The sequence below is a fragment of the Curtobacterium sp. MCBA15_007 genome, assembly GCF_001864905.1.
Taxonomy (GTDB): domain Bacteria; phylum Actinomycetota; class Actinomycetes; order Actinomycetales; family Microbacteriaceae; genus Curtobacterium; species Curtobacterium poinsettiae.
Map to the genome: position 1 here is coordinate 12657 of NZ_MJGM01000078.1, position 14559 is coordinate 27215.

Annotated in this window: 13 protein-coding genes; 5 read left to right on the plus strand and 8 right to left on the minus strand. The window is 71.7% G+C overall.

Going from position 1 to position 14559, the window contains the following annotated elements; all coding sequences use genetic code 11:
* Positions 1–9: 9 nt before the first annotated feature.
* Positions 10–792: a trehalose-phosphatase gene (gene otsB, locus BIU95_RS15700; protein WP_017888839.1), complete on the minus strand. Its 783-nt coding sequence runs from the start codon at positions 790–792 to the stop codon at positions 10–12.
* Entirely contained in the window at positions 785–2377 is a 1593-nt protein-coding gene (otsA, locus tag BIU95_RS15705; protein ID WP_017888838.1) for an alpha,alpha-trehalose-phosphate synthase (UDP-forming), read from the minus strand. The genes otsB and otsA overlap by 8 nt, the downstream gene beginning before the upstream one ends.
* Positions 2378–2638: 261 nt before the next feature.
* Here otsA and BIU95_RS15710 point away from each other — a divergent pair, with 261 nt between their 5' ends.
* Together BIU95_RS15710 and BIU95_RS15715 are read left to right on the plus strand one after the other, a co-directional pair.
* Positions 2639–5413, plus strand: coding sequence for a hypothetical protein (locus tag BIU95_RS15710; protein WP_139179870.1), 2775 nt, complete (start codon positions 2639–2641; stop codon positions 5411–5413).
* Positions 5414–5527: 114 nt separating this feature from the next.
* Positions 5528–6499: a magnesium transporter CorA family protein gene (locus BIU95_RS15715; RefSeq protein WP_042538769.1), complete on the plus strand. Its 972-nt coding sequence runs from the start codon at positions 5528–5530 to the stop codon at positions 6497–6499.
* An 18-nt stretch (positions 6500–6517) separates the two neighbouring features.
* Here BIU95_RS15715 and BIU95_RS15720 read toward each other — a convergent pair whose 3' ends face one another.
* A complete protein-coding gene (locus BIU95_RS15720) occupies positions 6518–7669 on the minus strand; it encodes an SLC13 family permease (protein WP_056070958.1) in 1152 nt (383 codons plus the stop codon).
* 93 nt (positions 7670–7762) lie between these two features.
* Here BIU95_RS15720 and BIU95_RS15725 point away from each other — a divergent pair, with 93 nt between their 5' ends.
* Positions 7763–7951 carry a hypothetical protein gene (locus tag BIU95_RS15725; RefSeq protein WP_017888834.1) on the plus strand — a complete coding sequence of 63 codons (189 nt, stop codon included), beginning with the start codon at positions 7763–7765 and terminating at the stop codon, positions 7949–7951.
* Between the two features lie 182 nt (positions 7952–8133).
* On the opposite strand, the gene BIU95_RS15730 is transcribed toward BIU95_RS15725, so the two are convergent.
* The gene (locus BIU95_RS15730; protein ID WP_071252136.1) at positions 8134–9297 is read right to left on the minus strand and encodes a mechanosensitive ion channel family protein; all 1164 of its coding nucleotides are present in this window, start codon (positions 9295–9297) and stop codon (positions 8134–8136) included.
* Positions 9298–9435: 138 nt separating this feature from the next.
* Here BIU95_RS15730 and BIU95_RS15735 point away from each other — a divergent pair, with 138 nt between their 5' ends.
* On the plus strand, positions 9436–10980 hold the full coding sequence (locus tag BIU95_RS15735) for an amino acid permease (protein ID WP_017888832.1): 1545 nt from the start codon (positions 9436–9438) through the stop codon (positions 10978–10980).
* 79 nt (positions 10981–11059) lie between these two features.
* On the plus strand, positions 11060–11359 hold the full coding sequence (locus BIU95_RS15740; RefSeq protein ID WP_042538775.1) for a hypothetical protein: 300 nt from the start codon (positions 11060–11062) through the stop codon (positions 11357–11359).
* A 10-nt stretch (positions 11360–11369) separates the two neighbouring features.
* Here BIU95_RS15740 and BIU95_RS15745 read toward each other — a convergent pair whose 3' ends face one another.
* The 4 genes from BIU95_RS15745 to BIU95_RS15760 all read right to left on the minus strand — a co-directional run bounded on the left by BIU95_RS15745 (position 11370) and on the right by BIU95_RS15760 (position 14549).
* Entirely contained in the window at positions 11370–12047 is a 678-nt protein-coding gene (locus tag BIU95_RS15745; RefSeq protein ID WP_071252138.1) for a PepSY domain-containing protein, read from the minus strand.
* A gap of 48 nt (positions 12048–12095) precedes the next feature.
* Positions 12096–13517: a cell wall metabolism sensor histidine kinase WalK gene (locus BIU95_RS15750; protein ID WP_254783394.1), complete on the minus strand. Its 1422-nt coding sequence runs from the start codon at positions 13515–13517 to the stop codon at positions 12096–12098.
* Positions 13510–14187: a response regulator transcription factor gene (locus BIU95_RS15755; RefSeq protein ID WP_017888828.1), complete on the minus strand. Its 678-nt coding sequence runs from the start codon at positions 14185–14187 to the stop codon at positions 13510–13512. The genes BIU95_RS15750 and BIU95_RS15755 overlap by 8 nt, the downstream gene beginning before the upstream one ends.
* A gap of 149 nt (positions 14188–14336) precedes the next feature.
* Positions 14337–14549 carry an SCO4848 family membrane protein gene (locus BIU95_RS15760; RefSeq protein ID WP_056070944.1) on the minus strand — a complete coding sequence of 71 codons (213 nt, stop codon included), beginning with the start codon at positions 14547–14549 and terminating at the stop codon, positions 14337–14339.
* Between the last annotated feature and the right edge of the window lie 10 nt (positions 14550–14559).

Below are 14559 nucleotides of genomic sequence, written 5' to 3' on the forward strand. Positions count from 1 at the left end.
GGGCCGTTATCAGCGGGTGGCGCGCAGCCTCGCCAGCTGCTTCAGGACCCCGGTCAGTGCCGCCGGGTCGGCGATGCGGTACCCGGCCCGGGTCTCGCCCGGTCCGACCTTCACCCCGACGTCGCCGTCGCCGAGCACGCGGAAGGCGTCCTCGTCGGTGACGTCGTCGCCGGCGAAGAACACCGCGTCGGCGCCGTGCAGGTCGCGGAGCCGGGCGATGGCGTCACCCTTCGTGACGTGCCGCACCGCGAACTCGACGATGTCCTTGCCACCGCGCTCGAGCACCTCGGGGTCGGCCTCGTGCGCAGCACGGCTCGCCGCCGCGTCTGCCTCGGCCGCGACCTCGGCGGAGACACGTCGGGTGTGCACCCCGTGCCCGGCGGGCTTGTGCTCGATGACGACGCCCGGGAACCGTGCCCCGACCTCGTCGAGCGCCGCACCGATCCGTGCGACACGATCGACCTCGTCGTCCGTCAGCGCGGCCTCGTCGTGGCCGTCCACGCGCCACTCGACGCCGTGCGAGCCGACGAGCGCCATGTCCTCGGGCGCGTGGGTCACCTCGGCGAGGCTGCCGAGGGGACGCCCGGACACGAGCACCACCTCGGTGTCCTTCGCGCGGTGCAGGGTCAGCACCGCCGCCCACGAGCCGGGCAGCGCCCCGACCTGCGACGGGTCGTCGGCGAAGGGGGCCAGTGTGCCGTCGAAGTCGAGGGCGACGATGAGTCGCGGCGCAGCCGCGAGCGTCTCGAGGGCCGCGTCGATGGCGGACTGGTCGGTGGTGGTCTCAGTCATCACGTGCCTCCCGGGTGTCCTCGGCAGCCCTGGCGGACTGGGCGTCCTGGTCGAAGATCGACATGTTGTCGGTCTGCGCCTCACGGTGCTGCTCGCGCGGGTCGGCGGCGGACGGGTCGATCTGGGCGTTCCGCGGCGCGTGGCGGTCGAGCGCCTCGAGGAACGAGCGCGACCAGCGCGCAACGTCGTTGTCGCGGACCCGCTTGCGGAGCGCACGCATGCGCGTCGACCGCTCGCGACGCGGCATCTGGATCGCACGTTCGATCGAGTCCTTGAGCGCACCGATGTCGTGCGGGTTGACGATCACGGCCTGCTTGAGTTCGTCGGCTGCCCCGGCGAACTCGGACAGGATCAGCACGCCGTCGTTGTCGAACCGGGCGGCGACGTACTCCTTCGCGACGAGGTTCATGCCGTCCCGCAGGGCCGTGACGAGCATGATGTCGGCGGCCAGGTACAGCGCCACCATCTCCTCGCGCGGGTAGCCGTGGTGCAGGTACGAGATCGGCTGGTGGCCGATGACACCGAGGTCGCCGTTGATGCGGCCGACGCTCAGCTCGATCTCGTCGCGGAGCGCCGCGTACGAGTCGACACGCTCGCGGCTCGGGCTCGCGACCTGGATGAGGGTGGCGTCCTCGACCGCGATGCGGCCGTCCTCCACCAGCTCACCGAAGGCCTTGATGCGGTGCCGGATGCCCTTGGTGTAGTCGAGCCGGTCGACGCCGAGCAGCACCGTCTTGGGGTTGCCGAGGCTCGCGCGGATCTCCCGCGCACGCTCCTGCACCTCGGGCTTGCGGGCGATCGCCTCGAAGCTCTCGGCGTCGATCGAGATCGGGAAGTGCCGTGCCTCGACGTGACGGACCGTGATGCCCTTGCGGCTGCGCGGGGCGGCCGGGTCGTCGACGGGGACGTCGATCGTGGTGCCCTTGGTCGTGTAGCCCTTGATGTGCCGCACCGCGCGCAGGAAGTCGCTGGCGTCGTCGTGACGCTGGAAGCCGATGACGTCGGCGCCGAGCAGCCCGTCGAGGATCTGCGCACGCCACGGCAGCTGTGCGTAGATGCCGACCGGCGGGAACGGGATGTGGTTGAAGAAGCCGATCGTCAGGTCGGGACGCTTCGCCCGGAGCAGGGCCGGCACGAGCTGCAGCTGGTAGTCCTGCACCCAGACGATGCCGTCCTGCTCGACGATCTCGGCGATCTGCTCGGCGAAGCGCTCGTTGACCCGCTTGTACGCGTTCCACCAGTCGCGGTGGTAGCTCGGGTGCTCGATGACGTCGTGGTACAGCGGCCAGAGCGTGTCGTTGCTGAAGCCCTCGTAGTACTCCTCGACGTCATCGTCGGAGAGCGGCACGGGCACGATGTGGATGCCCTCGTTGTCGAACGGTGCCACCTCGACCTCGGCCTGCCCCACCCAGCCGACCCAGGCTCCGTCGTTCGCGCGCATGACGGGTTCGAGGGCGGTGACGAGGCCACCGGGCGAGTGCCGCCAGCCCTCGTTGCCGTCCTGGTCGACGACGCGGTCCACCGGGAGACGGTTGGAGGCGACGACGAACGAGTAGCGGGTCTGTTCGGTGCGGTCTGCAGGCATGGGGTGGTGTGATCTCCGTTCCGCCCGGCCGGAGCCGGGTGCGTCGGGTGCGTCGGGTGCGTCGGTGCGTCGGCCGGCGTGGTGTGCCGGGTCCGGCGACCCGGGTCCGGCGTGCTGCGCCGGGTGCGCTGCCGAAGTTACCAGCGTGGGGACAGCACATTCACGGGCGATCGGCGGTTCCGCTACGCTGCAGGCACGTGTCGGGGGGACACGGGTGCTGGAGTGCGGCGCCGGCCTCCCGGTCGGAGAGGACCCCCAGCCGTGAGCGAGAACCCGCCCAACCAGCCCGTCCCGCCGTCGCAGCCCGGTGGCCAGCCCGGCCCCGGCCAGCCGGCTTGGAATGGCCAGCCCGGCCCCGGCCAGCCAGCTTGGAACGGCCAGCCCGCCTGGCAGCAGCAACAGCAGCCTGGAGGCCCGCAGCAGTGGCCGGGTCAGCCCGCCCCCGCCGCGCAGCCGTCCGATGCGTTCGGTCGCTTCCTGCGGTCCGTGTCCGGTCGCGACTGGCTGGCGGCCGTCCTCGCCGCCGTCGGCGGCTGGGTCGCGGCCTACGTCGTCGCGGGGCTCTCCCTGCTCATCACCGTCGGGCTGCTCGCGTCCGGCGGCAGCGGTTCGGCCGCTCCGTCCACCGGGTCCGGCACCGACCTCGGCGCGGGTCAGGCCCCCGACGTGGAGTCCCTGCTCTCCGGCGTGAGCGTCCTGCTCGGTGCGCCGGCGCAGCTCGTCGCCCTCGCCGACCTCGGCCGGCTGCACCTGTCCGGGTCGATCGGGTTCCTCGGTTCCGGATCGGGCTCGCTCGCCGTGGTGCCGGCGCTGGTGCTCGCCGCGCAGGTCGTGCTGGCCGTCGTGCTCACCCGGCGGATCCGCAGCCGTGCACTCGGTCGCTCCCAGGTGCTCGTCACCGCGGTGGTCTCCGGTCTGGTGACCACGGTGCTCACGAACGTCGCGGCCGCACTGTTCGCGATCCGGTTCCCGTCGGTGTCCGGTGCGGTCATCGAGCCGGTGCACGCCGTCGGTGTCGGCAGCATCCTCGGGGCGTTCGTCATCGGTGCCCTGGCGGCGCTCCTCGCTCGGCCCTCCGTGCTCGCCGGTCGCAGCGTCTTCGCCGTCCGTCTGCTCGGCACGCTCCGCGTCGCCGCGTCGCAGCTGACGGTCCTCGTCGTGCTGGTCGCCGTCGTCGTCATCGTCGTCGCGCTCATCGCCCAGCCCTCCTACGGCTCCGCGCTGCCGCTGTTGCTCGGCAACGTCGCGATCGGGCTCACGGCGCTCGGGTTCTTCGGTGGTGTGGGCACGTCCGGCTTCGGGTCCGCCAGCGACAGCGCCTCGGTGTTCGGCGGAGCGGGTGGCTGGACCTGGCTCGTCGTGCTGTTCGTCGTCGTCACCTCGATCATGGCCGGGCTCGCACTCGCCGTCCGCCGCAACGACCGGATGCGCTCGACACTGGACTGGGTCGTCACGCCGCTCGTGTGGTTCGCACTCGGCCTGCTGTTCTTCGTCCTCGGCACCGGGGTCGTCTCGTACCAGGTGAGCAGCACGAGTTCGGTGGACGGGTCCGGGTCGATCGGCATCGCGCCCTGGACGCCGATCGTCTTCGCCCTGTGGGGTGGCGCGATCGAGGTCGTCGCCCGGTACCTGGCTCCGGTGCTCCTGCCCCGTCTCGGCGGTGCCGTGGTGCTCCGCACGTCGCGTGTGGTCGGGGCGGACCCCCGCCCCGTGGTGCCGCAGGCGTTCCCGGCCGCAGCCCCCGCCGACACGGGCATGCCCGCTGCCCCGGCGGCTCCCGCCGACCAGACCGTTCCCGGTGCGCCTGCCGCGCCCGGTGTGCCGGATGCTCCCGGTGCATCGGGTGCTCCGGCGGCTGCCGGCGATCCGGCTGCCGCCGCGTGGACCACTCCCCCGGCCGCCGACCAGCAGGCGCCGTACCCGCCGTCCGGGTCCGCCCCGCAGTCCGCGTACGGGTCGCAGCCGCCCTACGGCGCGGGCAACCTGCCGCCCTACGGGGCGCAGCCGGCGTCCGGTGGTCAGCCGGCGTACGGGTCGCAGCCGTTCATCGGCGGCGGCGCCCCGGCCCCCGCCCCGATGTCCCCGCGGGCCAAGAAGATCCTGGTCCGTTCGCTCATCGCCGGCGGTGCCGTGATCGTGGTCGTCGTCGCGGGTGCGGTCACGACGAGCGTCCTCCGCGCCAACGTGTGGGGCCCGGCCCCGACGGTGAAGTCGTACGTGCAGGCCATCGCCAGCGGTGACGCCGACACCGCCGCCGACCTGAGCGACGTGCCGGACGACGCCGCGATGCTCGACACGAAGGTGCTGCGGAGCGCGAAGGACCGTCCGTCCGACATCCACGTCGGGCGGGTCGCCCAGACCGGGGACTCGGCGATCGCCACCCTGAGCTACACGCAGGACGGCAAGAACCGCTCCGGTCAGGTGACGTTGCGCCGGACCGGCACCTCGTTCCTGGTGAAGGACGAGTGGCGTGTCACGCAGCCGCTCGCCCAGCAGGTGACCCTGACGGCGTCCGAAGTGCTCGAGGGTGCACCGGTGACCGTCGGCGGCAAGGAGATCGGGAAGATCAGCGACGGCAAGTTCACGTCCCTCGCCTACCCCGGCAGCTACGAGGTCTCGGTCGGCGGGTCGAAGTACTTCACCGGCGGCACCGAGAAGGTGAGCGTCGGGGCGGTCTCGTCCGGCTACGTCGACTTCGCGCCGAAGGCCACCAAGGCCCTCGAGCAGGACGCCGAGCAGTACGTGTCCGACCTGATCGACGACTGCGCCGAGAAGACCGAGCTCCGCGCCCTGAGCGGCTGCCCCTGGTACGGACCGTACGACGCCGACGGCGGCGTGCGGTACGACGTCACGTCGATGCCCGAGCTGGAGGTCGAGGCATCACGCTCCGGCACCGTGATGGTGACGAGCACGAAGGACGGGAGCGTCTCGTACGACTACAAGTCCTACCTCGGTGACAAGAAGCGCGGCGAGGACTCGTTCAGCGTGAGCGAGTACCTGAAGGTCGAGGACGGCAAGCTCGTCTCGGCGTACTGAGCAGGAGCCGACTGATCGGCTCAGGCTGAACGGGAGTCGCTGCACCGACTCCCCGGCACCACGACGGCCGACCCGCGATCCTCGCGGGTCGGCCGTCTCAGTAGGCTGACGGACATGGTCAGGACACGGGCGTGGTGCAAGGGCGACACGGTCGAGCGGGACTTCCCCGTCGACCGGATCTCCGACCTCGTCGCCGACCCGGACACCTTCGTGTGGATCGACCACACCGACCCGACGTCGGCCGACCTCGAGCAGATCGAGGAAGAACTCGGGATCCACGCCCTCGCCGTCGAGGACGCCGTCGAGCACGGCCAACGCCCGAAACTCGACCGGTACCGGGACAGCCTGTTCCTGGTCGTCTACGACGTGGGCGGTACGGACGACGCCGGCAACCTGATCACGCACGAGGTCAAGGCGTTCGTGACGGAACGCGCCCTCGTCACGATCCACGGGTCCGACGTCGACACCGCCCGGATGGAGCACCGTCTGAGCGCGAACGCCGACATGGCCGGACACGGCGTGCCGTGGCTGGTGTGGGCGCTGCTGGACGCCGTCGTCGACCGGGCCACCGACACCGTCGAGGACCTGGAGCGGCAGATCGATGCGCTCGAGGACGACCTGTTCGAGCCGGGCGATCCCCGTGAGCAGCAGGTCCAGCGACGGTCGTTCCGGCTCCGCAAGACCCTCGGGGTGCTCCGGCGGCTGGTCGTGCCGACGCGGGACAGCGTCGCGTCGTTGCTGCACGGCGACGCGGAGACGATCTCGAACGGCATCCGGCCCTACTTCCGCGACGTCGAGGACCACCTCGTCTCGATCGCCGACTCGGTCGAACAGCTCCGCGACGCCGTGTCGAGCGTGCTGGAGACGACCCTGAACCTGGCATCGAACCGGCAGAACACCGTGATGAAGAAGGTCACGAGCTGGGCGGCGATCATCGCGATCCCGACCGGGGTGACGAGCTTCTTCGGGCAGAACGTCGCGTTCCCGGGCGAGGGCGCCTGGAGCGGACTCTGGGCGTCGCTCGCGATCATCACCGCGTCGTCGCTCGTGCTCTACCGCGTCTTCAAGACCCGCGACTGGCTCTGAGCGACGGCCCCGCCCGCGTCAGAGGGCGAGCGCCAGGACCCCGGCGACGACGGTGAGCGGCGCCACGATGCACCCGAGCGCCATGTACCGGCCCCACGACAGGTGCACACCCTCGGCCGACAGCCGTGCGTGCCACAGCAGCGTCGCGAGCGAGGCCCACGGCGTGATGAGGCAACCGGCGTTCACACCGATCAGCAGTGCCGCGTACCGCAGGGCCTCGTGCCCGGCAGCTGGTTCGAGCACCAGGTACGCCGGCAGGTTGTCGATGCCGTTGGCCGCCACCGCGCCGGCACCACCGAGCAGCAGCAGCGGCCCCGTTCCGGTTCCACCCTGCAGCGCGTGCACGATCGGGTCGGTGATGCCGGTCGTGTGCAGCGCCTCGACCACCACGAAGAGCCCGGCGGCGAACACCAGGGTGGACCACGGCACGCGGGACACCCGGAGCTCGGACGGCGACCGGAACGCCGCGACCACGACGAGCACCACGGCGGCCAGGACCGCGGCGATCCACACGGTCACCCCGGCGGTCAGGGCGACGACGAGCGCGACGAGCACGGCGGAGGCAGCCCAGAAGGACACCGGGTCGCTCGGCTTGCGGACGGACACCGGTGTGTAGCGGCCGAAGAGCTTGCCCCGGAACACCACCAGCAGGACGACGCACGGCACGACCACACCGGCGACCGCGGGCCAGGCCATCAGCCCGGCGAACGCCAGCGGGCCGTCGAGCCCCATCCGGTCGACGGCGAGCAGGTTGGTCAGGTTGGACACCGGCAGCAGCAGCGACGCGGTGTTCGCGAGCCAGACCGTGGTCAGCGCGAACGGCATCGGGGGCAGACCCACGCGCCGTGCGAGCGAGATCACGATGGGGGTGAGGAGCACCGCGGTGGTGTCGATCGACAGGAAGACGGTGCAGAGGACGGCGAGCACGACGACCGCGCCCCAGAGGCCGATGGTGCGCCCGCCACCGACCCGGGCGGCGACGTCGGCGAGGCGGTCGAAGACCCCGGCGTCCGCAGCGAGCTCGGCGACGATCGTCAGCCCGAGCACGAACCCGAGGACCGGCAGGACCCGGTCCGCGAGCACGGCGAGGTCGTCGAGGGGCAGCAACCCGAACACGACGCAGACCGCGCCGACCACGAGCAGGGCCGCTCCGATGACCGCTTGACGCACGAACGCTCCTTCACCCGGTGCCGCGGCCGGGTGACCGGCGGCGCTCCAATGTACGGGCCGGTAGCGTTGTCAGCACGACGACAGGAGGCCTCTGTGCGCAAGTTCATGTTCAACGGTGCGGTGTGGAGTTCGCTCATCAGCGGCTACAGCGTGCTGCAGACCACCCGACAAGGACCGCGTGACTGGCGGCTCGCGCTGACCTGGGTCGCGTGGATCGCCACCACGATCGTGGCAATCGGCACGGTCGTCGAGGACGACCGCGCCGTCAAGGCCCTCCAGTAGGTCGGAAGGCCGAAGGGGCCGCGGTCGCGGCCCGCTGGCGGACGGACGGGCGCCCCGCTCATCGGCGACGCGAAGCGTTGCGCGGGGCGCGCCGACCGAGCCTGCGAGGGAGGCGTGCCAGCTGGCACCGGGCCTCCCGTCCGTCTTCCGTGCCGTCCACGGCAACCGGTGCCGCAACCGGGTCAGCGCTCGGAATCCGGGATGCCGGAGGTCTGGATCGGTCCGGTGAAGAGCGCTCCGCGCTCGTCGTCGCCGAACAGCTGCGAGTCGCCCTCGGTCGCGCGACCGCTTCCACGTCGGCGGGGCGCCGTCGGCTCGGTGAGCTGTACCCGCTGCACCGGCAGGGCGTCGGGGTGGGTGCGCTGGATCCACTCGACCATCTCCTCGCGGACGTAGCAGCGCAGGTCGAACAGGCCGCCGGCGTCCGGCGCCGTCACGAGGATGCGGACGCGGACCAGTCCCCCGACCGCGTCGGTGACCTGGAGCACCTTGACCCGGCGGTCCCAGATCGTCGACGTCTCGAGGATCCGGTCGAGCTCGGCGCGCATGTCAGCCGGGCTCACCCGCCAGTCGAGGTCGAACTCGACGGCGCCGAGGAGCTCGCTGCCGGTCCGCGTCCAGTTCTCGAACGGGGTGCTCGTGAAGTACGTCGACGGCAGCACGAACCGCCGGTCGTCCCACAGGTGCACGACGACGTAGGTCAGCGTGATCTCCTCGATCCGCCCCCACTGCTGCTCGACCACGACGACGTCGTCCACCCGGATCGACCCGGAGAAGGCGAGCTGCATGCCGGCGAACACGTTGCCGAGTGTGGACTGCGCGGCGAGGCCCGCGACGACGGAGATGAGGCCGGCGCTGGCGAGCACGCTCGCGCCCGCCGCCTCGACCCCGTCGAAGGTCAGCAGGATCGCTCCGACGGCGATGATGACGAGCAGGGCGACCGTGAGCCGACGGATGATGAGCACCTGGGTGCGGATGCGGCGCGCCTGCCGGTTGTCGGGCACGTCGATGCGGAAGCGGTGCAGCCCGAGGTCCTCGAGGAAGATCGCGACGTGGCACGCGAGCCAGCAGCCGACCGCGATCGTGACGATGAGGAAGCCGTGCACGACCTCGTCCCGCCACGGGTAGGCGTCGGGGTCCCGCGGGATGCTCGAGGTGAACGCGATCCAGAGCAGCACCACCAGCAGCACGGTCCGGAACGGGTGCTTCGTCCGGCGAGAGAGCACGCCGGCCCAGCGTTCCCGGCGCGCGACCGCCCGCAGGACCAGGTGCAGGACCAGGGCGACGACGGCGGTGACGAGCAGGGCGAACCCGGTCGCGACGAGCAGTCGGAGGAGGATGTCCATCCCTCCATGCAAGCAACGGACGACGGCCGTCGTTCAGGTTCGGGCCGCCGTCGGCTGTGCGGACGTTCAGCAGCTTCCGTTCGTCGGAACGGGGGTTTGCGTGACGGCCCGGTCCGGAGCGCATGTAGGTTGTCGCGCATGACAGCGCAGAACGACACGGGTGTGAACCGAGCGCCGGCGAACGACTTCTCGCACGAGCAGGAGGGCTACCAGCACGGTCTGAAGCCCCGGCAACTGCAGATGATCGCGATCGGCGGCGCGATCGGAACCGGGCTCTTCCTGGGTGCCGGCGCACGACTGCACACCGCGGGCCCCGCGCTCGCGCTGACGTACCTGGTCGCCGGCGTCTTCGCCTTCTTCATCCTGCGTGCACTCGGCGAGCTCGTGCTGCACCGGCCGTCCTCGGGGTCCTTCATCTCGTACGCCCGAGAGTTCTACGGCGAGAAGTTCGCGTACGCGGCCGGCTGGATGTACTTCCTGAACTGGGCGATGACCTCCATCGTCGACACCACCGCCGTCGCGATCTACCTGCAGTACTGGTCCGCCTTCACCGCGGCGCCGCAGTGGCTGCTCGCACTGATCGCCCTGATCGTCGTCCTCGCGGCGAACATGGTCGCCGTGAAGGTGTTCGGCGAGCTCGAGTTCTGGTTCGCCCTGATCAAGGTGGCCGCGCTGGTGGCGTTCCTGGTCGTCGCGATCGTCTGGCTCGTCTTCGCGTTCCCCGTCGAGGCCGGTGGCGAGGCCGTCCGGACCGGGTTCACGATCTGGGGTGACAACGGCGGGCTGTTCCCGAAGGGGCTGCTCCCCGCGGTGATCGTGATCCAGGGCGTCGTCTTCGCCTACGCCGCGATCGAACTCGTCGGCACGGCATCGGGTGAGACGCAGAACGCCGAGAAGGTCATCCCGCGTGCGATCAACTCCGTCGTCTTCCGCATCGCGGTGTTCTACGTCGGGTCGATCGTCCTGCTCTCCCTGCTGCTGCCGTACACCTCGTACAAGGACGGCGAGAGCCCGTTCGTGACGTTCTTCTCGTCGCTCGGCAACCCGCACGTCGGCGCGATCGTCGGCGGCATCATGAACTTCGTCGTGCTCACCGCCGCGTTGTCGTCGCTGAACGCGGGCCTGTACTCGACCGGTCGGGCGCTGCACTCGATGGGCATGAACGGGTCCGCGCCGAAGTGGACCACGAAGATGTCGAAGGGCGGTGTGCCGTACGCCGGCATCCTGCTCACGGCGGCCTTCACCGTCGCGGGTGTCGTGCTCAACTACTTCGTCCCGAAGCAGGCGTTCGAGATCGCGCTGAACATCGCCAGTCTCGGCATCATCACCGCGTGGGGCACGATCATCCTGTGCCAGATGCGGCTGCGCCAGTGGGCCAAGCAGGGTCTGGCGAAGGAACCCTCGTTCAAGCTGCCCGGCGCTCCGGTCACCGCCTGGCTGACCCTGGCGTTCCTCGCCTCGGTCATCGTCCTGATGGCGATCGACTACCCGGTCGGCACGTACACGATCGCGTCCCTCGTGGTCATCATCCCGCTGCTCATCGTCGGCTGGTTCCTGCAGCGCGACCGCATCCTGCGCATCGCCGCCCTGCGCGAGGGCGTCACGGGTCCGTACCCGATCGGCGTCCGCAACCCGGCTGCCCAGGTCCGCCGTGACGACGACCGGAACGGAGACGGGGTCTAGCACGCCCCGGTTGTCCCCGGAACGCAAGGCCGCACCGCGCGATCACGAACGGTCCGGCACCCGTCGCTACCATCAGCGGGTGCCGGACCGTTCTGTTTCCCCCACCCTCGACCTGCAGCTCAGCTGGCGGGGTGCGTTCGGACGCCTCCGGGTGTTCGCGGACCGGCTCGAGGCCGAGACCGACTACCAGCGCGAGGCACGCACGGTGGTGCCGATGGACGCCGTGCAGGGGTGGCGCCTCGGGCCGTGCGACGAGGACGCGGTCTGCGTCGAGTTCGTCGCGGAGCAGGAGACCTACCGGGTGCTGCTCGACACCCCGGACGAGCAGCTCGCTGCGCTGGCGATCCGGAAGGTGCTCGGGCCCCCGCTGGAGTCCTGAGGACGCAGGGTCAGTCGTCGGTGTCGACGCGGTCGGTGACGACGTCACCGGAGCCGGCGTCGATGCGCACGCTGTGCTTCGTGCCGGACGAGTCGAGCACGTCGCCCTCCCAGACCACCGTGCCGACGTGGTCGTCGAGCCCGAGCTCGGTGACGGTCCCGGCGTGCAGGTCCTGGAAGGCGTCGACGGCCTGCTTGACGCTCAGGTCGGCGGCTGTGACGAAGCGCTCGTGCTCGGCCGTGTCGTCCGCGTCGCCGGCTTCGGTCTGCGGGGTGCCGGCGACCGAGGTGCCGTCGGCGTTCGTGTGCACCTCGTGCTCGGTGCCGTCCTTCGTCACGACGAGGACCTCGTAGGCGGAGGCGCCCTGCTCCTGCTCGACCGAGATGACGGTGCCCGAGCCGACCTCGCCGCGTGCGGTGGCGACCGCTGCGAGCAGGGCCTTGTTCGAGCCGACCGCCGCCGCGCCGGGCGAGGACGAGCCGTCGCCGCTGCCGCTGCCGGTGCCGCTGCCGCTGCCGGCGGAGTCCGTGGCCGACGAGCCGACCGAGCCGGAGCCGGCCGAGCCCGTGTCGTCGTCGGAGTCGTCGCTGGCGCAACCGGTGAGGGCGAGGGCCGCCACGATCGGCAGGGCGGCGAACGCGGCGACGCGGCGGGCGGAGGGCTTCTGGTGCTGGGTGCGGAAGTTCATGTGACGAGCATCTCGTCGGGGTGCTGAAGCAGGCCTGAAGCGACCTGTTCAGCCGCCGAGTGCGATGCGGACGACGAACCGGGCGCCGCCGAGTGGCGACGCGACGACGGTCGCGTCGCCACCGTGCGCACGGACGGCGTCCCGCACGATGGCGAGCCCGAGGCCCGCGCCGCCGGCATCGCGGCTGCGGGCCTCGTCGAGACGGACGAACCGCTCGAAGACGCGTTCCCGCTCGCCCTCGGGCACGCCGGCGCCGTCGTCGTCCACCGTGAGCACCGCCGAGCCGTGGTGCTCGGTGAGCGAGACGGCGACGCGGGTGCTCGCGTGCCGGACGGCGTTGTCGACGAGGTTCCGGACCACTCCGGCCAGCACGCGCTCGTCGCCGAGGACCCGCGCCGCCGAGATCGCCGAGCCGTCCACCCGGACCGCGCGCACGGCGCCGTCCGGTCCGGACCAGGCCCCGGCCTCTGCCCCGGTCGTGGCCCGTGCTCGTGCGCGGGCCACGGCGTCGAGGGCGAGGTCGTCGAGGTCGACGGGGCGCCGTGCCCGGATCCCGCCCTCGTCGAGGCGGGAGAGCTCGAGGAGCCCGGCGACGAGGTCCTGCAGGCGCACCGCCTCGGACCTGACGACGTCGGCGAGGTCGGCCACGTCGGAGCGTTCCGGGTGGGCGACGGCGACCTCGGCGTGCTGCCGGATCGACGCGATCGGTGACCGGAGCTCGTGGGAGGCGTCGGAGACGAACCGCCGCTGGCTCTCCGCGGACCGGTCGAGGCGGTCGAGCATCGCGTTCATCGTCGTCGCGAGCCGGGCGACCTCGTCACCGGTGTCCGGCACCTCGACCCGAGCGTCCGGGTGGGCGGCACGGATCGTCTCGACCTCGGTGCGCATCCGCTCCACGGGCCGCAGCGACCGCCCGGTGACGGCCCAGGTGACCGCCACCAGCAGCAGCACGAGCACGGGCACCCCGACGGCGAGGAGCGCGACGGCAGTGCGGACCGCGGTGTCGGCCTGGTCGAGCGAGGCGCCGTAGACGAGCGTCGCCTCGCCGCCGCCCGGCAGGTCCACGTCGTCCGCGACGAGCAGCCACCGTTCACCGTCGTGGGACCACCGGGACTCGTCGGCGGTGGGCAGGGCGTCGCCGTCGGCGTCCTCGCCGTGCGCCAGGACCGCTCCGCCGTCGCCGATCACCTGCACCAGGACGTCCTCGTAGTCGGTGACCGCGGACGCGCCGTCCGCCTCGACCCGGGAGGACACCTGCTCGAGCCCGGCCTCGGCCGAGGTGCGCACGCCGTCGAGCAGCACGAGCCGCAGCACGACGACGAACGCCACCGCGCCGATGACCAGGGCCGCGAGCACGACGAGCCCCGCGCCGAGGGTGGTCCGGGCGCGGACCGACCGGAAGCGCCGTGGTCGGGTCGGCGCGGCCCCGCTCACACCCGGACGCGTGCCCGGGCTCGACCCGTCAGCCACCGTCGGCCGCCAACCGGTACCCGGCGCCGCGGACCGTCTCGATCGCAGCACGCCCGAAGGGCCGGTCGAGCTTCCGGCGGAGGTGCCCGACGTACACCTCGACGATGTTCGGGTCCCCCTCGAAGTCGACGTCCCAGACGTTCTCGATGACGTCCCGCTTCGACCGCACCTGCCCCGGGTGCCGTGCGAGGTACTCGAGCACGGCGAACTCGCGGCTGGTCAGCTCGACCTGGGTCCCGCCCCGGGCCACGGTGCGCGCCGCGGGGTCGACCACCAGGTCGCCGAGCGTCAGCACCGTGGGGCGCTCCCGTGCGCCGCGGCGGACGAGCGCCCGGAGCCGGGCGACGAGCACCGGGTGCGAGAACGGCTTGGTGACGTAGTCGTCGGCCCCCGCGTCGAGTGCCTCGACCTGGTCCCACTCGCCGTCCTTCGCGGTCAGCATCAGCACGGGGGTCCAGTCACCGTCGGCACGGAGCTGGGCGCACACGGCCCAGCCGCTCAGGCCGGGCATCATCAGGTCGAGCACGATCGCGTCGTAGCGGAACTCCCGCGCGTGCCACAGGCCGTCCACGCCGTCGTTCGCGACGTCGACCGCCCACCCCTCGGCCTCGAGCCCGCGGCGCACCCCATCGGCGAGCCGGACCTCGTCGTCGACCACCAGCACACGCATGGCACCGATCCTGCCGTGCCCCGCTGAAGCAGGGCTGAAGCGGCCCGCGATCGTGGCCAGGGGCGGACAGGAGGCCCGTGGCGGCACCGCCACGCGCCTCCTGTCCGGCGGTGGTCCGGACCAGGGCCGCGCAGCCCGCCTGCGCGGGCTCAGACCAGCAGCAGGATCCCCGCGATGACGGAGGCGACGGCGATGGCGAGCGCGACGAGCAGGAGCACGAGGTGCACCGTGTAGAACGTCGTCGGCTTGCCGGCGGCGTCACGGGCACGCGTGTCCGTCGCGACGCGCTGGAAGAAGCGCGGCCAGGTGATGACGTTGAACACGGCACCGAGGAACAGGACGACTGCGGCGAAGACGAGCACGGTCCGATCC

Coding starts and splice junctions, on each gene's coding strand:
- otsB (WP_017888839.1), bottom strand. CDS start 792: ATGACTGAGACCACCACCGACCAGTCCGCCATCGACGCGGCCCTCGAG.
- otsA (WP_017888838.1), bottom strand. CDS start 2,377: ATGCCTGCAGACCGCACCGAACAGACCCGCTACTCGTTCGTCGTCGCC.
- BIU95_RS15715 (WP_042538769.1), top strand. CDS start 5,528: ATGGTCAGGACACGGGCGTGGTGCAAGGGCGACACGGTCGAGCGGGAC.
- BIU95_RS15730 (WP_071252136.1), bottom strand. CDS start 9,297: ATGGACATCCTCCTCCGACTGCTCGTCGCGACCGGGTTCGCCCTGCTC.
- BIU95_RS15735 (WP_017888832.1), top strand. CDS start 9,436: ATGACAGCGCAGAACGACACGGGTGTGAACCGAGCGCCGGCGAACGAC.
- BIU95_RS15745 (WP_071252138.1), bottom strand. CDS start 12,047: ATGAACTTCCGCACCCAGCACCAGAAGCCCTCCGCCCGCCGCGTCGCC.
- BIU95_RS15755 (WP_017888828.1), bottom strand. CDS start 14,187: ATGCGTGTGCTGGTGGTCGACGACGAGGTCCGGCTCGCCGATGGGGTG.